Below are 19529 nucleotides of genomic sequence, written 5' to 3'. Positions count from 1 at the left end.
TGACCATGAGCACACGATCGCCTGACCTGCATCATGTTTCACCTGCAAATAATCACCCAGCTTTACGGTATCCAGCACAGCAGTACGGATTCCGGCAAATACGCCTTGTTCATTCGCTTGTTGAATAAACTGACTATGGTACATAAAACGCAACAGGAATTGATTACCGACGGATTTATCTTGCCCTGTCAGGCTACTGAAGATACGGAATGGGTGAGTGATCCCGCTGATCCTACCATGCACGAAACGGGCCCGATTCGTCAGGGCGAAACAATCTGGGTACACCATGAGCTTTTTGGCAGTGGCCCGACCTGGGAGCCAGCCCGGCTGATGGATAACACACTACGCTTTGTTCAGCCCCATCACTTTGGCCTGAAGATTCGCTCAGCCAATCCGGCGCATTCCAATCCTCTTTAGCACTGGTTCAGCCCTGCCGGGCGTACGGGTTTCTCCCTCTCCCGAAGCCTTTTTTTAGGCGTTGGGAAGACGGGGGCGGGGCGGGGTAAATACATTTTATAACAGTATATCTCATAAAAAAATGAACGCATTAGTCTATCATGGTCCCGGGAAAAAGTCCTGGGAAGAGAAGCCGACTCCCGTTTTACAGCAGCCTACGGATGCCATTGTGAAAATTTATAAAACCACGATCTGCGGAACCGATCTGCACATCCTGAAAGGCGATCTGCCGGAAGTGACGGATGGCCGGATATTAGGGCACGAAGGAATAGGAATTGTTGAAGACGTTGGGTCCGCCGTGACTACGTTTCAAAAAGGAGATAAGGTCCTGATTTCCTGCATATCCTCCTGCGGAAAATGTGCCTATTGTCGAAAGGGGATGTATTCCCACTGCGACCAGGGCGGGTGGATACTGGGTCACCTGATTGACGGGACACAGGCCGAATACGTCCGGATCCCGTTTGCCGATACCAGCTTGTACCACATACCCGAACAGGCCGACGATGATGCCGTTGTGATGCTGAGTGATATCCTCCCGACCGGGTTTGAATGTGGGGTGTTGAACGGGCAGGTAAAACCGGGAGATACAGTCGTGATCGTGGGGGCCGGACCTATCGGCTTAGCCGTATTGCTCACCGCGCAGTTTTACGCACCGGCCAGGCTGATTATGATTGATATAGACGATAACCGGCTGCAGGCTGCCAAGGCACTGGGGGCTACACACACCATCAACAGCCAGGAGGAAGATGCGATCAGTGCGGTATTCAGCCTGACGGAAAACGTGGGTGCCGATGTCGCCGTCGAAGCAGTGGGCATCCCGGCTACGTTCGAATTATGTACCGCCGTTATTGCCCCCGGCGGGTGCGTTGCGAATGTAGGCGTTCATGGCAAACCGGTTGAGCTTCATCTGGAAACGCTCTGGTCTAAAAATATCACCATCACAACCCGCCTTGTCGACACCGTTACCACGCCTATGCTGATGAAAACGGTACTCTCCCACAAACTGGATGGAACGAAATTGATCACGCACCATTTTGCCCTGAACGATATCCTGCAGGCTTATGATACGTTTGAGCATGCCGCCAGAGAAAAAGCGCTGAAAGTGATTCTCACCAACGAGTAGCAGCCGTAGTAGGGACGGTTTCAGCTACTACCAGTGGCAGATTAACAGATATCGACCAGAACAAACCGGTACTATTGACTCCCTTAGCCTGGCGTCAGCGCACACTGCCGGGCGTATTTCGGGTATGATCCGACGCTAAATTAAAGCGTTTTAGACTGGTTAGTGTTATACTCTTAAACCTGTTAAACCCAACATCATGGCACACGAGGAGAAGAAGAACAAGAACATCAAAAAGGTAGCGACGAAAGCCGCCAAGGTGCATGGGGCTCCCAAAGTACCCAAGTATGAACAGAACGAGTCAGGTATTGGTCCGCTGGATTTGACTCCTAAAGCTAAAAAAGGAGCAAAGTAAACGGAGGTAAACAGTGGCTAATGTAGCATAAAGGCCAGCCACCGAATCAGTTCGGGGCTGGTCTTTTCTGTGTCAAATCAGGCGCAGTCAATAGGGGAGGCCAGCTATCCGTTTATCCTTAACGATAGTCGCTCCGCAACATCAGACAATAGCTAATAGGGGAATATCCGTTAACCGGGCCATGCGCTGCGTTTCGCCATCCACAAAAATCTGCCGTAACCAGTTGTGGGCCTGCGGTAACATTATAATCAGATCCGCTTTGTTCCGATGGGCAAACGTCAGGAGCAGGTCATATACTTTTGAACCGGGCAGGATCGTCAGCGTATGAGGGACGGTGGCCATCAGATGACGGATATGCTCGGCCCGATGTTGAACAGCCGTGTCCGCCGGATTATCATGAACACAGAGTACATTGATCGCGCAGCCAAACTGCCGGGCAAAGTGGAGGGTCGTGTCGAAAACGACGGCGTTGGGAGCAAGATCGAGGTCAATACCCAGCACGACGTTGTTAATGGCGGCATAGTCCGTCGATGGCGGAACGAGCAGCAACGGTACGTGGGTCTTGGTCACCATGTCGGAGGCTACGCTCCCCATTATCTGGGCACTTTGCGGGGCTGACCCAACGGTAGACATAATCAGCAGGTCAACATGCTCATCCTGGGCAGCCTCCAGAATGGCAGGTATCGGGTGCCCCTGCCGGGTCAGGCAACGAATAGTCACCTCATTGCCGTAGCGTCCATGCAACTCCCTGGCCAGGTGTTTTAGTGCCCGCTGGCTGTCGTCGTGCATGGCTTGAGCGCTGAGCGGAAAATCCCCGCCGGTTTCTGCGGGATTGAGTGGCCAGAAATGGAACACATTGATCAACAGTAAACTGGCCCGTTGGGTGTGGGCGAGTTGTAGGGCAAAATGGGCCGCCCTATTCCCATTCGGTGTAAGGTCGGTAGCAACAGCAATCGTTTTCATATGCGCAGAAGTTTCGGAGGTTGTTTAGCAAAACTAACTCGTTTCCTTAGCCCGAAAAATGACTAAGATCAGGCGTAGAACTGATTGATTTATAGTGGACAACTGACTAATATCAGGCGTTTGCAGGCTGTCAGGCCGCACCTTTACATTTGTTAAACGGCTCTGATTCCATGCGCTATCGTCTAGTTTATTCGCTTTTGTGCCTGCTATCGGCTACCGCCGGTGCCCAACCGACTACCAGCTGGGAACGGCTGAGTAACTACGCCCAGTCGATTGGGGCCGTTGATGCATCTATGAGTAAAGTGTGCCCTAACCCGGACGCAGCCTGTCTGTTGCGCTATTTTACGGCGGTTGTTTACGGCCATACGCCCCGCCATATGAGCTATCAGGGCGTACCGGAGCAACTCGATACGACCCGGATCAACCGACTCGTACACCAGTTTCTGGCCGGAGCCGAGTGGGGTTCACTGCTGGATTCACTGGAATCGCACGACCGAAATTATCGGCAGTTGACTGCTTACTGCATGCGCTGTCTGGTGGACGATTACATGAGCGATTCGCTGACCATCGAACAGGTGCAGGAAACGCTGAATACCTACCGCTGGCTCAACCGTTTTTCCGCCGACAAACGCATCCTGATCAATAGTCCATCGGCCACGCTCCGGGTTGTTGACCGGCAGGGAAACACCCTGCTCAGCAGTCGGATCATTGTGGGTAAACCAGACACCCCAACCCCGAATTTTACCGCCTTTGTACCCAGCGTGGTTGTTTATCCCTACTGGAACGTACCCCGCTCCATCATGGTCCGGGAATTGCTGCCCAAAATCCGGCGCAACCCGGCGGCTACGCTGGAGGCCATGAACCTACAGGTGATCGACGCCAAAGGACAGGTTGTTGCCCCGGCACGGGTAAACTGGTCAGCACCCATATCTTCATTCCCGTACCGGCTTCGGCAATCGACGGGCTGTGATAACGCGCTGGGTCTGCTGAAGTTCAATGTTACCAGCCCGTACGATATTTACCTGCATGACACCAACGCCCGGCCGCTTTTTGCGCGCGAGAATCGGTTTTTGAGCCACGGCTGCATTCGGGTCGAAAAGCCTGCTGAACTGGCGAATTTGCTGCTTGGACAAACCCGCTTTGCCACCGATTATCTGACGAATTGCCCCATAAATGGCAGCCCTAAAACAGTAGCGCTGCCCAACAGGATACCCATTCTGATTACCTACAGCGTACTGGATATAGACGACGCCGGTGCCATACAGGTCTATCGGGACATATATAGCCGGTGGCATCCGGGCTTATAATTAGGCACTATTGCCGCCATTCTCTCCAAACGTCCAGTTTTGGACCAATCGGCGGACAGGAGGGGCGGAATGCTACTAACCTAAAAAGAACTGATGACCAGGCTCATCTTTATTAAAATCAGCCATACGGCGATCTGGGTATTTTTCAATGGAATGATTTTTTGTCTCTTCTACGCGGGTATCACCAACGCGAGTGGGTGTGCGCAGGGCCTGTCATCACGGAAGGCGTCGTTTTGGTCGCGTTCAACGAGACATGCCCGCTGACGTTGATGGCACGAAAGTATTCAGATGCTGCCAACGATAAATTTGATATCTATTTACCCGGTTGGTTAGCCAGGTACACCAAACTAATCTATACCACGCTGTTCGGTCTTGTCATTGGCTTATTGATCTCCCGGCTGTTCATTGTTTCCGGGTGTTTTTACGATCATACATGCGGATTTTTCCCTGCGGCCTCCGCTACGAAATTTATACAAAAACAAGTAACACCTGATGATAATCAGGGTGTTTGCTATTCATCATCATAGTTCAAAAAGCGCTGAATCTGTTGCTTTGTCGTACAGAATCTACTATAGCCAACTATGAAAACGATCGTTGTTCCTACGGATTTAAGTCCCGATACGGAGATAGCTTTATCGGTTGCCGTCGATATTGCGAGCGTATCCGGAGTTACTGCCATTACGCTCCTGCATGTGGTGGCCTACCCTTTACCGATGCCCGTGTACGCTTATGTGCCAGCCACAACGGTTCCTACGAGCAGTATCTTGGCCGAATACAGGGAAATCGAACAGGAAGCAGAATCTGCCCTGAAGCGATTCGCCAATCAGACAGCCTACGCTGGCGTTACTATTACCCCCGCCCTCATCACGAATGGAGAGGGACTTGTAACGAACCTGACAAAGTATTCGGCCGATCTGATTGTGATGACCTCCGAAGGGGCATCGGGGTGGGATGAGTTCCTTTTCGGATCGAATGCCGAAGAGGTCGTTCGGTATGCCCATTGTCCGGTATTGATCGTAAAGCAACGTATTCCCCATTTCCAGCCCGAAAATATTGTGTACGCGGTGGACGTAGATGCCCACTTAAAAACCGTTCAGCACTACCCGTTCCGGATGGGTGAAGGGGGCTTACACCAGTTCTTACACGTGATGTCTCCTTCCGATAATCGTAACCCCGAGGTTGTTCGGGAATGGGTAAGCGACTTTGCCCTCGGAAATGGCATAACCAACTATGATCTTATCATGCGTTCGGCCAAAAGCGTCCCGGAAGGCATTATTTGCTACGCCGATAATGTAAAAGCCGATCTGATTGTTCTGTTCACGCATGGGCACAAGGGCATACGACATCTGCTATCAGGTAGCGTGGCCGAAGATGTATTGAACCACGCAACTATGCCGGTTTTGGTGATGCGGGCATAAAGACAAAATTACCTGTCCCCATTGCGTAGCTACTTTGCGTACAGAAAACCTGCCCTCATGATGGTTACACGCACATTTAACCCCGCGGTGAATCCGGCTTCGGGCCAGCAGACTCCGCCTTTATGCCCTACGCATCAGGGCAAAAACAACTGTCTGGTGCAGGACGAGACTTACGCGGAATACACAGCAGCGTCTAAAAAACAGACCTTGAGGGCCTGAGCGATATCCATCAGATTAAAGGAGGACATTGGCTTTTGGATATAGCTGTTAATGCCGTTCTGGTACGCTGCGGCCACCAGATCCGGTTGGGATGAGGTCGAAATCATTACCGTTGGAATGTGCCGGAGGGCCGGGTTGGCCTTGAGGGCTTTTAACGTCTCCATCCCATTGGACCGGGGCATGTTCATATCCAGTAGAATCAGATGTACAGATTGGTGGGCTGGCTCCTGGCTCCATGTTTCCAGCAAATCTAATAAACCTCCTCCATCATTGGCTTCGACAAAGGTCACCGACGAATCAAGCTCCTCAAATGACTTGCGCATAAAATAGCGGTCATCCGGGTCATCATCAGCCATGTAAATGACTTTTTTAGCGGGGTTCATAATTGGAAATGAGGGTAAGTTAGCACGGGTTAACAAAGATTAGCAGTAAAACTCATTTCTACAATGACGGAAGTCAGTATCGAATGTGATTGTTTACGGAATTGGTCTGTTTGCCGGCACTCAACTTCGACTGATTATATAGCCACCTGATAGCCATAGCCACCCCGACGTTTCCCGCAGGAACGGCACGTTCGTGACGATTCCTTCGGCATCGGCACCAGAAGCTAAACTGGCCGTTATCCTGCTGAAGGAAGCTGGATCTGCTGCGGTAAGTAAAGGCGGGAGTCCAGCCAGCACTACCCACGAAGTCCTCGTCTGACGTGAATACGGTAGTGGATATTATCAGTCGATGAAGTTCGTGAAGCTGAACGCTGACCTCGCTATTCTGGTGGATGTGCTTACGGTTTCAGACCCCTCCGGGTGTTATTCTCCCATTGTTACCATTGCCTTAATCACCCCCTTTGCCGGGTCGAGCCAGCTGGCAAATTCGTTGGCTACCTCCCCGAAGCCGACACGATGGGTGATATAGGTCGTTGGAGTAATTAGCCCTGCCTTCATTGAGGCCATTACGTGGTCGAAATCGGCCCGGGTAGCGTTGCGGCTGCTCATCAGGGTGGCTTCCCGTTTGTGGAATTCGGGGTGGCTGACGCCGATATCGCCCTTCTGCAAGCCTACCAGTACGTACCGGCCACCGTGGGCGAGGTAACCAAAGGCGGTGTTGATGGCCCGCAGATTACCCGTCGCGTCAATAACGACCGTCGGCATAGCGCCATTGGTAATGGCGCTGAGCTGTTCGGTCACGTCGGCATCCGTAGCCTGGATAGTATGGGTTACACCCAGCCGCTCCCGACAGAACCGGAGTCGTTCGGCGTTGATATCCAGCGCGGGTAGTCCTAAACTTGTTATGAAAGGTTGTAATGAGTCACTACAAACTTGATTGAGTTTATATGTCGACCCAGTTTTTTCGAAAACCAGAGACTTAAGCGAACCAACCGGGAGCATCGTTGGCGAAGCGTACAGAAAAACCGTTCCGCGTGATTTGTATCCTTTTTTTGCCTTGAAGACCGGTGTTGATGAGCGGGAATAATTTGCTTATAGGCCCGCCAGTCATCGGTATGAAACGTGGCATGAGCACGATATCGCTCGGGTAATGCCTGCCATAAGCCTAATGCACCATCCGCGCTTCGATCACCCACGAACAGGGCCACCACTTGGCGGCTAGCCCGGTCAATGGCGACCCAAACCCATTGTTTATTGGCTTTCCAGCCGAAAAAACTCCACAGCTCATCGAGTTCGCAATTAACCTTAACTAATTATATATCAGCCTTATCACTCACTGAGCAAGCCAAATCATGCGGCAATTCTTCATAAAGCTCATCCATGTAGGTATAGAGTTGGTGAGGCTTAATTTCCAGCACTCGACAGATGGCTTGCAGAGAAATACGTTCGCTAGCATAAGTTCAATGCGCTGTTTAGATTCGTTCGATAGGGGCTCATAGGTACGCAACTGGACAAATTGTCGGCCACATCGTTTACACTTGACGGGGCCGCCCTTTAGGTTTGCGTCGTGGTAAGATTCCAAGATTTGGTAATTTGCCAACAAGTAACAGGGCGGGTTATCCTATGGGGCCGCAGAGTACCAGCTCTATGCGCGGATTCAGGCCCCGCCCTGTCTTGCTTGCTCCAGACTCAAATGGAAATTCGGGCATCATGGCCCATTAGCAAGCGGGGCGCCCCGTGGCGGTTTGAGTGATAGAGTAAGCACTTGTTGAACTACTAAATTATTACCTCTCATGGACATTCGCTATTTCATCGGCGTTGACATTTCAAAAGCTACTCTGGACTGGGCTGTTTTTGATGGTAAGACAATAGTCCTGCAAAGCCAATCGGCTAATTCAGAGACTGGTATTAAAGCAACCATCAAACTCATCAAAGCCCTGCCGGGTTTTAGGGTGGCTGAGTCCGTTTGCTGTATGGAACACACGGGCATCTACAACGCCCACCTATTGGCTCACCTCCACAAAATTTCTCTCCCCATTTGGTTAGAAAGCAGTTTGCAGATCAAGAAAGCGGGTGGTCTACAACGGGGTAAAACCGACGCAATTGACGCGCAGCGCATCGCTGAGTACGCTTTTCGCTTTCGCGACCAGTTGCACTTGTGGCAACCGCCCCGCCCTGTTTTACAGAAACTGGCTGCTTTAAGTGCGCTGCGCCAGCGGTTAATACTGGTTCGCCAGCAACTTCAGCAGCCAATCAGGGAACAGCAAGGTTTCGTTGACAAGGCACTTCACAAACAACTGGCTAAAAACTGTCAGGCTTCCCTAAAGGCTATCGAAGCAGACCTGGCTGTGGCTGACAAACAGATCGATGAACCGCACAGGCGGCCCTGTCATCCAGCAGGATGACCGCCTGAAAGAGTTGTTCAAGTGGATTACCTCTGTTCCTGGTGTTGGTCCGGCCACAGCGACCGAAGTAATGGTTGCTACCGACGAGTTCAAAGCCATTTCTGACCCTAAGCTTGACTTTAGCTGTTTGGAAAACACGAAATGCTTTTCACAGGCCATAGAACACGATTGAGCTGTCTATTTTTGAACATCAGCTTGAAAAATCAGATGTTCAAAAATACAATCAGGCTCTATTTTTGCTTAAACAGGCCAATTTAAGGCTTTTCTAAAAGGCTAAAGTCAAGCTAAGAAGCTGGCCTGTCATGCGGGTGTTGCCCCCTTCGAGTATAAGTCGGGGAGTAGCGTTCGGGGCAAAACTCGCGTTAGTCAACACGCCCGACTTCGCCTAAAGTCGCTCTTCCACTTGGGGTCAATGTCAGCTATTCGAATGAAAGGAGAATTGCAGGATTATTACAAACGCAAAGTCGGATCAGGCAAGAACAAAATGTTGGTGCTCAACAACGTTCGAAATAAGCTAATTCATCGGGTTTGCTCGGTAGTTCACCGCCAGCAGAAATATAACAAAAATTATACGCCAGCCCTTGCATAAACCATGGAAATCCGTGCGGTCGAGCTTTGCCGTAGTAAGTAGATCCATTCTTGACTAAATTTGTCGAGCCGCAGTTTGGGCAGTTGTCTTGTTGATACATGGCACGTAGAAGTGAGTTTGACGACCCAAAACTACGGCCCGGCTGCGGCCTTTTTCTATCATCATTACTTTTTAAGGACTACCAAACAAGTTACTCACGTGGACAGTGTTTAACCTGTTTTTCTGTTCTTTTCGCCTGCTGATAACCCGGTGTATCAAACCCGCAAAAACGTCTTCTTCTTGTATAGAAAGTACAGGAAGACCCACTTCATGGCCAGCAACGCCATTACTCCACCAACGCCCCTGACCACATCGGACGAAGACAGGCTGAGCAGGCCACCGAAAAAGAAGCGGGCGGCATACTCGAAGTCGATGAACTTACCCGCCAGGTAAATCAGGATGGAATTCATGCCGATGATGGTGAAGAAAAACGTCCAGCCTTTTATTCCTTTCACGTCGATTATCCAGTAAAACAGGCCCAGCAGGAGTAAGCTCAGCCCGCCCGTTACCAGCACGAATGAACTGGTCCAGAGGTTTTTATTGATGGGGAATACGAAATTCCAGAGCCAGCCGAGCACCAGAAGAGCCGCCCCCGCCCCCAGCAGGTAGATCGTTTTCCGGCTCCCCGGTTTGGCGGACCTTTGCAGAAACGTACCCGCAAAAATACCGAGCAGGGCGTTGCCAATGGCGGGTATGGTAGAAAACAATCCCTCCGGGTCGTGGATGGTTTTATACAGGTGGCCCGGCACCAGCATCCGGTCGATGTAGCTGGCCAGGTTGCAGGGCATCGTGAGCACACCCGCCCCACAGCCCGGCACCGGAATCAGCATCATACAGGCCCAGTAACCCAGTAACACCCCAACAAACCAGCCGTATTGGGTACGCGGCCGGGCGTAGAGGTAAATGAGTTGGGCGAACATCCCCGCCAGGCCGATGCGACCTAAAACACTTGGAAATCGCGTATCCTGAAAAGCCTTGAGAAACAGGCCATTGTTATAAATAATACCCAGTACCACCAGAATAAGCCCCCGGCTGATAATTTTCCGGGCGATCAGGGCTTTATCATCCCCTTTCGCCAGCCGACTCCCGACGGAGAAGGGCGTGGAAACCCCCGCCATAAACAGGAACAGCGGAAAAATAAGGTCATACGCCCGGAACCCGTTCCAGGCGGGGTGGGAGAATTGGTCGGCTACGGCAATGGCCCAGGCCCAGCCGGTAGTTTTAGCCAGTACGTGGAAAATTTCTTCGCCCCCCATAATCCAGAACATATCGAAACCCCGCAGGGTGTCGAGGGAGAGGAGCCGTTTGACGGGAGTGGGCTGGGCAAGGGCTGGTTCGGCCTGGGCAGCGAATGTAGGGTTGGGCATAATGGATGGTTTCCGGGCTGGAAACTTGTCAGGTATAGGGAAGAGGTAGTCGGTTATTTTTATGCGAGGGCCAGCCGGATATGCGCCAGGTGGTGCTGTACGTGCCAGGCCGACATGGCCAAAGCCTGGGCCTGACTGAACAGCCGTTGCCGAACGGGATGGTGATACGTTATGGCCAGCATCGGTTCTGTCAGCGACCGGGCCAGGTACAGATAACGCCGGTTAATGCCATCCAGCATCAGCAGTGAATCGGCTACGGGGGCATCCAGGCCGTCGGCTGTTTTGACCCAGCCATCCATATTGATTAGGGTAACTTCATGATAATCGGGTTCGGTCAGGGCTTTCTTCATCCGAAGAAAGTGCAACAGGTGGATATCGGCCACGTGGTGCACCAATTGCTGTACCGTCCAGCTACCCTCGCGATACGTTTTCATCAGGTCGGCAGGGGAAAGTGACCCGACGGTTGGCTGGTACTGACCGACACAACGGTCGATGGTGTTGAGAAGGTCGGTGATTTCGGCAGGGGTGTACTGTTCCTGCGTCACAAAAGGTCCGATGGGGAATTTACGGTCGGTCATACACACGGGGGAAATCGAAAATGCAAGGTAATTAATTTTCGGTCTGATTGAAGAATAGTCTCCGTTTTAGCTTCCTGAAGCAGTTTTTTTCACTGGCTGGCATACTGGAGCAGGGCGTTTTTTTACCAGAATGAAAACACAGGTGCCGCGGCAGTCGACCTCTACAATAAGGCTGGATAAGACATTGTGTTTTTTTGGCTGAATTTTTGTTGTGTATTCTATGAGGTAGGGTTACTTTGGTCATTTGTTTCCTTATTTGCTTTATGCGTATCATTTTTTACGCTTTAACGTTACTACTTTTCTTGCCTGCCCTGGTTAGTAAGGGTCAGGTGACTTCGCATGCCGTTTTGTTGCAGGATACAACCCGTTTTGTTTCCATTGGACGGAGAATGTCTATTCTGGAAGATAAAACGGCCCGATTGACGTTAGCCCAGGTTCGGCAACGCACCGATTTTGTGCCCAGCTATTCCGAAAAATTTCAGTACGGGTATACCAGCAGTGCCTACTGGTTTCGGTTTGAGGTGACCAACCACAGTCAGGAAAACCAAAAGCACTGGCTGCTTGGCCTGCTGGATGCCATCTCGCTTGATTATGTAGACTTGTACCTGGTTTATCCGAATGGGCAGGTAATACACCAGCAGGGAGGGGGAAAACGGCCTTACGTGGACTGGGGGTTTTTTGACCCAGCCCCATTTTTTCGGGCTACCTTCCCCACCAGTCAGCCCGTAACGGTTTTCGTTCGTATCGAAAGCAGCCTTAGTATGTATGGTAACGTGACGGTTTGGGATGAGTACTACAACCTGAGCAAAAGGCAGGTGGTTATTTTCTTTATCTGGCTGTTTCTGGGATTATTTATCCTGCGCTCCCTGCACAGTTTCGTGCTGGCCCGCTTCATTCCTGATCCGCAATTCCGGTTCTATGTCCTCTGCACGTTTCTGTTCTATATAGCAACGCTGGCACGTGCAGGCGTGTACTCCCTTTTTCTGGTCAATTATCCCATTCTGCTGAACTGGATGCAGTACGGAATGGTGCGCCTGCTGCCCCTGGGACTGGCCGTCTGGATGTATAGCCTGATGGATGGGCAGCCGGTCTTTAAGCCGCTTCGGTGGACGATGCTATTGGTTATGGGTATTAGTCTGGTAGGGGCTCTTTTGCCTCTCTTCGTTGAGAACGCGGCTATCGGCGAGTTTTATGCCATACTGATCCTGGCTACGTATGCGCTGTTTTTTATTGGTGCTGTGCTTGTCTGCACAATAGGAAGAAAACCCACGCCGTATTTTGTACTGCCCATTACGCTGTGTATCATCCCGTTCGCATTCTACCAGATGGCAACCCTGCGGATAATTACCTACACCCCCCTGATTAATCAGCTGCCCATGCTGGCCCTGATAATCGAAATGGTGGTCATGTCACTGGTGCTGGGGCGGATTGTACTGACGTATATTAGGGAACGGATTGCCACCGCCAATGCGCTGATGCTGGAAAAAGTAGAAGTCGACAAGCTACAGGAACTGGGCGCGCTGAAAACCCGCTTCTTTACCAATTTATCCCACGAGTTACGCACCCCTCTCACCCTGATTATCAGTCCACTGTCGGAGCTGAAAAAGCGATTCCCCGATGAGCCGATGCTACCCATGATGGAGCGCAACAGCAACCGGTTGCTGGGGTTGATCAATCAACTGCTCGATATGAGCAAACTGGAAGCGGGTCAACTGAAAGCCCAACCCGAACCGGGCGACATGGCTGCCTTTTTTCGGACTCTGGCGGATTCATTCCAGGCGCTGGCAGACAGGCGCCGGATTCATTTTTCCTTTACCCAGAACGAATCCGAATATTGGGCCAGTTTCGACCGGGATAAGGTGGAGAAGGTCGTAACCAACTTACTGTCCAACGCCTTTAAGTTTACTCCCCAGGGCCACGAGGTCCGTGTGGATGTTCAACTGGCGTTCCGTTCGGTGCAGTTTAGCGTATCCGATACCGGAATCGGGATTTCCACGGCCAATCTGCCGTATATTTTCGATCGGTTTTATCAGGTAGACAGCCAGGTGAACCGGTCCTACGAAGGAGCGGGTGTCGGACTGGCCCTGGTACGGGAACTGGTTGAGGTGTTACAGGGGACGATTTCAGTCGACAGTAGCGAGGGCAAAGGTACGACCTTCCGGGTCAGACTGCCTTTGTCCGCAGCAGTCCAGTCAGCGGGGAAAATAATGGCCCCGGCAGGTATCCCGGCCACTTAGGTCGAATCCAGACGCTGAGTTCAGTCAGCCACGCCGTCCCGTGCCGGAGAACATTCTGCTTATCATCGACGACAATGCCGATGTCCGGAACTATATACGGCGTATTTTTGAGCCTGGTTATTCGATTGTCGAAGCCGTAAATAGATAAACTATTGAAGGAAAAACCCGGTTTTCGACGGTGAAGTCTCAATCGAAAGCTATCCGGAATTACGTAAATAAGCAGTTAACACCTTTCCAGATGCGCTTATTCTGTCTACTGCTACTTTTGCCGTTTACTGTTCCAGCTCAATCGGCCCATCAGGAGGGGCCACTTACCACCAAAGGCTGGCAGGAGCTGACCATTGCTGATGGACTCTCGCAGGGGATGATTTTTGGTCTCAGGCAGGATAGAAACGGCTTTATCTGGGTGGCCACCAAAGATGGCCTGAACCGCTACGACGGGCATAACTTCACCGTATTCACCCATGATCCCTATAATCCGTTCAGCCTGTCGAACAATCACTGCCCGGCACTGCTGCTCGACCGGCGGGGGAGGCTGTGGGTGGGTACGCTCAACAAAGGACTGAATCTGTTCGACGACCGTACCCACCGGTTTTACCACGTCGACATTATCGACCATTCGACACCCAACAGCGGGGGCTACGAAATCAATCTGCTGAGTGAAGACCCCGATGGGAATATCTGGCTGGCGACCGACAATAACAAACTCTTCAAGATCAGTTTACCGCCTTCGTTACAAACGGCCTTCCCGACACAAGCCAACTTCACGACTCAGGTAACGATTGAGCCGTTGCCAATACCCACAACGGCTACTGAAAATTCGGTTCGCTACATTCGTTTTCAGGCCAATGGACGGGCTACCCTCGGGTCTTCTTTCGGCCTGTATTCCTTCAACTGGCAACATCCTGCCGGGATAGCCAAAGACAGTCTGCTCTCCCGGTCGTCGCTCGATTTTCATGCCCTCTACCACGACGAAAAACAGGATATCTGGTTTGCCGCCACCCGTGATAATATCCTTGCCTGGAAACAGGGTGTACTAAAAACCATTGCCCTACCCAAAACCAATAATTTCAGTGTCAATTTTGACGTCATTGACCCTGCCATGATGGCTATTTCGGCTACTAATTACCTCTGGCTGATGTCGCCGGCCGAACTCTTTGCTCAGGATAGTCTGTCGGCCCGTAACGCCTTTGTGACATTGCCTCCCAATACCTATTCGGTGACTGAATTTCTGAAAGACCAGACGGGTAACCTATGGATTGGTACGGGTGGGTATGGGCTGCGTAAATTCAATCCTAAAATCAAACGGTTTCGGTCTTACCTGCCTAATACATCGCTGACCGAACTCTACGCCGACCGGCAGGGACGGGTGTATACGCGTCACCAGTATGCCTATCAGTTACTGGACCGGACGACCAATCAGATGGTGCCTTTTCTGGATAAAAAATTACCCGCTGCCGACCAGCGACAGCGGTACCTGATGCAGGATCGCCGGGGGATATTCTGGGTGTCCAACGTCAATTTTGAAACCCACGAGGCTACGCTGTTTAAGTTTTCTACCGACTGGACGCTCCTCAAAAAATACCCGCTGCCTCCCGGAACAACCTTTGGTTTTACGGGTAATCAAACCCTGGAAGGGCAGACGGGCTACCTCTGGATTGGGGCTGCCAACGGGAAACTGCTCCGGTTTGATCCGGTTACTGAAACGTTTGCCGTGTTTAGCTACCATGATCTGATACCGGGAGGAAGCGAAGGGTTGGAAACCTACGCCCTGCATCAGGACGCAGCCGGAACGCTCTGGATCGGGACCCAGAAAGGACTGATACGGACCGACAACGTGCTGGCGAACCCTACTTTTTCGCTGTACAAAAATTCGCTGACCAACCGGCTGAGCCTTAGTTACGACTTTGTGTCTAGTCTGGCTGACGACCCCTACCAGCCGGGGCGGTACTTGTGGATAGGTACCAAAGGGGGGGGGGTTAACCGGCTCGACCGGCAAACGGGTCATTGTCTGCACATTAAAGAAGCGCAGGGACTGCCCAATAAAGTTGTATACGGCCTATTGACCGATCAGTTTAAGAATTTCTGGATAAGCACGAACCGGGGTCTGGCTGAGTTCAGTCCGAAAACGTTCCGGTTCCGCAACTACACCAAAGGGGATGGCTTGCAGGATGATGAGTTCAACACCAGCTCGTTCGTCAAATTACCGTCGGGCGAGTTACTCTTCGGTGGTATAAATGGACTCACTGCGTTCCTGCCATCAGCGTTACTCAATACCAGAACCCGGCCACCCATTGCCAATATCATCAACCTGAAAATCAATAATGAATCCATTCCCGTTGGCGGTCCCGATAAGATTTTGACCGAGAGTATCGACCATACCCATCGGATCGACCTGGCCCATGACCAGAACCTGCTGACGGTGGAGTTCGGCGTGATGGATTACACCAATTCAGCCCAAAATCAGTACCGGTACCGCCTGTCGGGTATTGACCCCGACTGGGTGAATGCGGGCACCAATCGGTTTGCCAATTATGCGCAGCTTCCCATCGGTAATTATACGTTCGAGATGATGGGATCGGCCGATGGGCAGGTCTGGAGCAAACCAGTCGAACTACAGATTTGGATTCATCCCCCGTTTTACCGGACCTGGTGGGCGTATCTGTTTTACGCGCTGGTACTGGCCGTTGCACTGCGGCAGTTGTACCTGTTCCAGACGCAGCGGTGGCTGCTCCAGCAACGACTGTTGTTCGAGCAGCGTGAAGCCATTCGGCTAACCGAACTGGACTCCTTCAAGACCCAGTTTTTTACGAATATTTCGCACGAGTTCCGCACACCACTGACACTGCTGCTGGGACCATTGGGCGATTTGAAACGAAAATTCCCGGAGGAGTCGGTGCTGCCGATGATGGAGCGCAACGGGAATCGGTTGCTGAGCCTGATTAACCAACTGCTGGATCTGAGTAAACTCGAAGCAGACCAGCTCCGGACCGAACTCAAGCGGGGAGACATAGCCTCGTTTCTGCGTACGCTGGCTATTTCCTTCGACTCGCTCGCCGAAAGCCAGCGAATCAGGTTTACGTTTGCTCAGACTGAAACCGAGTGCTGGGCTGATTTTGATGCGGATAAGATGGAGAAAATTGTGACCAATCTATTGGCCAATGCCTTCAAATTTACCCCCGCCGGTAACGATGTGCACATGAACGTTAGTTACCCCGAATCGGCCGAAACCCCGAATTTGCAGGTAATCATTGAGGATACCGGAATCGGTATTGCACCGGAAGACCTCGCGCATATTTTCGAGCGATTTTATCAGCGTTCGGCCGGTGGGCAAAGCCAGGCATACGGAGGAACCGGTATCGGACTGGCTCTGGTACACGAACTGGTCCGGGTACTGGGCGGCCAGGTTGGCGTAACCAGTACCGTTGGTCAGGGTACCGCCTTTACCGTAACGTTACCGCTGATACTCGTCGATAAACCGGTATTGCCCCAGCCGGCGGCTACCGATAGTAGCCTGCCGGGGCTCCAGGACGTAGTATTCCCGGTTCCGTTGTCGCCCGGGATCTCCCCCCTGGAGAGTGAACCGATGGATACTGAACGCATCCTGCTCATTATCGACGATAATGCCGATATCCGCGCCTATGTACGCACGGTGTTCGAAGCAGATTACCGGGTTATTGAGGCCGAAGACGGGCAGGAGGGGCTGGAGAAAGCCATGGCCACGATGCCCGATATCGTCATCTGCGACCTGATGATGCCCCGGATCGACGGCTTCGTTTTTTGCCGGATGCTGAAAACCCAGGAGGTAACAAGCCACATCCCGGTAGTGATGCTCACCGCAAAAGCCACCGTCCAGGACCGCATCGAAGGCTTTGAACTGGGAGCTGACGATTATCTGACCAAGCCCTTCAACCGGGCTGAACTACAGGTGCGGGTGCGTAATCTGGTGCAGCAGCGCCAACGGCTTTACCAGCGCTTTGCTACCGGTCTTATGTCAATACCCACTAATGCTACCCCGGTAGCCGATGGGATTGAGCCGGCAAAGCCTGTGCTGCTGGCGGCTGAACAGAAATTCCTCGATCGGCTCTCGGTGGTGGTACTGGCGCATATCGATAATGCTGCGTTTACCGTCGAGGCACTGGCCGAAGCGGTTAACATGAGCCGGGCACAATTGTTCCGTAAACTAAAAGCCCTAACCAACACGACCGCCAGCAACTATATCCTGAACATCCGAATGGTGAAAGCTGCTCAGTTACTGAAAGAGCAGGAAGCGTCCATTACGCAGGTTGCATATGCCGTCGGATTCGATAACCCATCTTACTTTACGAAAGTATTTAAAGAGCGCTACGGGGTATTGCCTTCGCAGTATGGCAAGTCGCTGACTCGTTCTGCTGACACTGAATAGATTGCTACGCGTTCAGTTTTTCATAAAAAGATCTTTCACGGTGCTTTTCTACGTTCATGCAACCTGATTGCTAGTTTATACAACCAGAATGGTGGTAGGTGAATTCGTGTGTGGGGTACTTGCCATCGTATTTGATGCCCGGTTTATACACTTTATTCTTCTATGATCGCCGTGTTTATTTCCGCAAAATGCCGCGTAAATAATAAATTGTAACGCAGGATTCAGACTTAAGTCAACATGAAGCGTGGCTCACTGCAGACGATTACCCAACAATAATCTAACCCAAATTCATACCTTGATGAACACACTGTTTACGTACAATCCCAAGTACTTTACCGTTCACTACAGTCTTTTTATTAGCCTTCTCTGTTGGTTAGGGAGCCAGTCGGCCGGGTTTTGCCTGCCGTTACCGTCAAGTTCTGTTAACATGGGCGTGGTAACGAGAAATAACGACGGGTCTTCCCTGGGTACTGTGATGATCTCCCCGGTGGCAGCACCCTTACCCAACCTCTCGTCTCCGATGTCCGTTTCGGCGGTTGAGCCTAATAAGTGCTACCGGCTGGTATCCCGGCTCAGTGGCAGGGTGCTGGGCATAACTGGTAGTGCCCAGAATGACGGGGACAAACTTGTTCAGCAAACCGACGCCAATCAGCTTACCCAGGGCTGGCGGTTTACGCCTGCCGATGGGGGCTACTACAGCATCACGGTGCTGTCTACCCAGAAAGGTATTCAGGTGGCCAATTTCTCGAGTGCCGATGATGCCCTGCTGGAGCAATGGACCTACTGGGGGGGCAGTCATCAGCAATGGAGTGCACAGCGCAACGCCGAGGGTTATTATACGTTCAGCAACCGCAATTCCAGTAAAGCGATTACGGTACGCAATGCCAGTACGGCCGAGGGGGCTGAAATTAGCCAGCAGACTCTGGGGGCGGGGCAGCAACAGCAATGGAGCGTCCAGGAGAGGACGTGTCCGGCCGGGGCCAGATTGGGCGCTGTGGAAACGGGAGTAGCAGTCAGACTATGGCCTAACCCTGCCCGCGACCACGTACTGATCGACCTTAGCCCTGTTATTGGACAACCGGTGGGTTTGCAACTTAACGATCTGCTGGGCCACCCACTCCAGCAGACGAAGCTGGAAGTGGCCCCTGCCGAGCCGTACCGCCTGAACACCAGCCAGCTTCCCGACGGCCTGTACCTGATTCAGGTTACACCCACCGGGCAATCGCCAACTACGTTGCGGCTGTTGATACAACGGTAATTGACAGGTGCGATACGGATGAGGTCGGGCAAGTTGATACGGCCTCATCCGTAGCCGGGTTGCCACTGGGTATGAGCCAGAGGGAGGGGTATCACGTCTATCGGTAAATATAGCCATTCCGGGAACCCCTGTAAACTGGCAACGGCCAGTTAGAACTGATGTTTAGAATTGCCCCGCTGGTTTGTGCTTTGTTATTGTTTTTAAGTGTTCGGTAAGTTGTTGAAAATCAACTTGATGATACGTTAATTAAAAAAGTAAATGCCTGAAATGAGCAAAAGAATGCCGAAAATGGGTCAATGAGAAACTGGCAGAAACCCCCAATTTGGACAGCGTAACCCATAAATGTTTACTTATATTCTTCCTCTTTTTTACGCGTCCACCTTCCTCTTTTTCTAATAGTTTACCGCTACTACCTCACCTTAACCTTAAA

16 protein-coding genes and 2 pseudogenes are annotated in these 19529 nt (G+C 51.7%); 11 read left to right on the top strand and 7 right to left on the bottom strand.

The genetic code is table 11. The features are described from left to right. Positions 1-33 precede the first annotated feature (33 nt). The 3 genes from B157_RS0118970 (at position 34) to B157_RS39050 (ending at position 1931) form a co-directional block, all read left to right on the top strand. Positions 34-417, top strand: a complete 384-nt coding sequence (locus tag B157_RS0118970) for a hypothetical protein (protein WP_020604891.1) — start codon at positions 34-36, stop codon at positions 415-417. A gap of 121 nt (positions 418-538) precedes the next feature. Further along, positions 539-1579: a zinc-dependent alcohol dehydrogenase family protein gene (locus B157_RS0118965; protein ID WP_020604890.1), complete on the top strand. Its 1041-nt coding sequence runs from the start codon at positions 539-541 to the stop codon at positions 1577-1579. Positions 1580-1775: 196 nt separating this feature from the next. Next, on the top strand, positions 1776-1931 hold the full coding sequence (locus tag B157_RS39050) for a hypothetical protein (RefSeq protein WP_020604889.1): 156 nt from the start codon (positions 1776-1778) through the stop codon (positions 1929-1931). 141 nt (positions 1932-2072) lie between these two features. On the opposite strand, the gene B157_RS0118955 is transcribed toward B157_RS39050, so the two are convergent. Further along, a complete protein-coding gene (locus B157_RS0118955) occupies positions 2073-2894 on the bottom strand; it encodes a universal stress protein (protein WP_020604888.1) in 822 nt (273 codons plus the stop codon). A gap of 170 nt (positions 2895-3064) precedes the next feature. Between B157_RS0118955 and B157_RS0118950 the strand changes: the two genes are divergently transcribed. Together B157_RS0118950 and B157_RS0118940 are read left to right on the top strand one after the other, a co-directional pair. Beyond that, complete coding sequence (locus tag B157_RS0118950; protein WP_020604887.1) at positions 3065-4201, top strand: L,D-transpeptidase family protein; 1137 nt, start codon at positions 3065-3067, stop codon at positions 4199-4201. Positions 4202-4782: 581 nt separating this feature from the next. Further along, positions 4783-5619 (top strand): universal stress protein, encoded by an 837-nt coding sequence (locus B157_RS0118940; protein WP_020604885.1) that lies wholly within the window; start codon positions 4783-4785, stop codon positions 5617-5619. A 170-nt stretch (positions 5620-5789) separates the two neighbouring features. On the opposite strand, the gene B157_RS0118935 is transcribed toward B157_RS0118940, so the two are convergent. From B157_RS0118935 to B157_RS40550, 3 genes and pseudogenes are all read right to left on the bottom strand, one after another. Next, on the bottom strand, positions 5790-6221 hold the full coding sequence (locus B157_RS0118935) for a response regulator (RefSeq protein ID WP_020604884.1): 432 nt from the start codon (positions 6219-6221) through the stop codon (positions 5790-5792). A gap of 423 nt (positions 6222-6644) precedes the next feature. Continuing rightward, positions 6645-7106: pseudogene (locus B157_RS35725) on the bottom strand (zinc-binding dehydrogenase); the annotation flags it as partial. Between the two features lie 17 nt (positions 7107-7123). Then, complete coding sequence (locus B157_RS40550; RefSeq protein ID WP_084761840.1) at positions 7124-7504, bottom strand: IS1 family transposase; 381 nt, start codon at positions 7502-7504, stop codon at positions 7124-7126. Between the two features lie 510 nt (positions 7505-8014). Here B157_RS40550 and B157_RS35720 point away from each other — a divergent pair. From B157_RS35720 to B157_RS37540, 3 genes and pseudogenes are all read left to right on the top strand, one after another. After that, the gene (locus tag B157_RS35720; RefSeq protein WP_020604882.1) at positions 8015-8626 is read left to right on the top strand and encodes an IS110 family transposase; all 612 of its coding nucleotides are present in this window, start codon (positions 8015-8017) and stop codon (positions 8624-8626) included. After that, complete coding sequence (locus B157_RS36925; RefSeq protein WP_020604881.1) at positions 8589-8798, top strand: hypothetical protein; 210 nt, start codon at positions 8589-8591, stop codon at positions 8796-8798. The genes B157_RS35720 and B157_RS36925 overlap by 38 nt, the downstream gene beginning before the upstream one ends. 114 nt (positions 8799-8912) lie before the next feature. Beyond that, positions 8913-9215 (top strand): annotated as a pseudogene (locus B157_RS37540) (transposase); the annotation flags it as partial. Here the strand turns inward: B157_RS37540 and B157_RS40545 are convergent. The 3 genes from B157_RS40545 to B157_RS0118915 all read right to left on the bottom strand — a co-directional run bounded on the left by B157_RS40545 (position 9121) and on the right by B157_RS0118915 (position 11199). Beyond that, positions 9121-9315 carry an IS1/IS1595 family N-terminal zinc-binding domain-containing protein gene (locus tag B157_RS40545; RefSeq protein ID WP_425423208.1) on the bottom strand — a complete coding sequence of 65 codons (195 nt, stop codon included), beginning with the start codon at positions 9313-9315 and terminating at the stop codon, positions 9121-9123. The pseudogene B157_RS37540 and the gene B157_RS40545 overlap by 95 nt on opposite strands. Before the next feature lie 154 nt (positions 9316-9469). Beyond that, positions 9470-10621 (bottom strand): acyltransferase family protein, encoded by a 1152-nt coding sequence (locus B157_RS0118920; protein WP_020604879.1) that lies wholly within the window; start codon positions 10619-10621, stop codon positions 9470-9472. A 59-nt stretch (positions 10622-10680) separates the two neighbouring features. Further along, positions 10681-11199, bottom strand: a complete 519-nt coding sequence (locus B157_RS0118915; protein ID WP_020604878.1) for a DinB family protein — start codon at positions 11197-11199, stop codon at positions 10681-10683. 263 nt (positions 11200-11462) lie between these two features. Here B157_RS0118915 and B157_RS0118910 point away from each other — a divergent pair, with 263 nt between their 5' ends. From B157_RS0118910 to B157_RS0118900, 3 genes are all read left to right on the top strand, one after another. After that, positions 11463-13436: a sensor histidine kinase gene (locus B157_RS0118910; protein ID WP_020604877.1), complete on the top strand. Its 1974-nt coding sequence runs from the start codon at positions 11463-11465 to the stop codon at positions 13434-13436. A gap of 238 nt (positions 13437-13674) precedes the next feature. Continuing rightward, on the top strand, positions 13675-17841 hold the full coding sequence (locus B157_RS0118905) for a hybrid sensor histidine kinase/response regulator transcription factor (RefSeq protein WP_020604876.1): 4167 nt from the start codon (positions 13675-13677) through the stop codon (positions 17839-17841). A gap of 298 nt (positions 17842-18139) precedes the next feature. After that, complete coding sequence (locus B157_RS0118900) at positions 18140-19099, top strand: RICIN domain-containing protein (protein WP_084761839.1); 960 nt, start codon at positions 18140-18142, stop codon at positions 19097-19099. Positions 19100-19529: the final 430 nt, after the last annotated feature.

This window comes from Spirosoma spitsbergense DSM 19989 (assembly GCF_000374085.1).
GTDB classification, from domain to species: domain Bacteria; phylum Bacteroidota; class Bacteroidia; order Cytophagales; family Spirosomataceae; genus Spirosoma; species Spirosoma spitsbergense.
The sequence above is the reverse complement of the archived record's forward strand: the minus strand, read 5'-3'. Positions and strand labels throughout refer to the sequence as shown.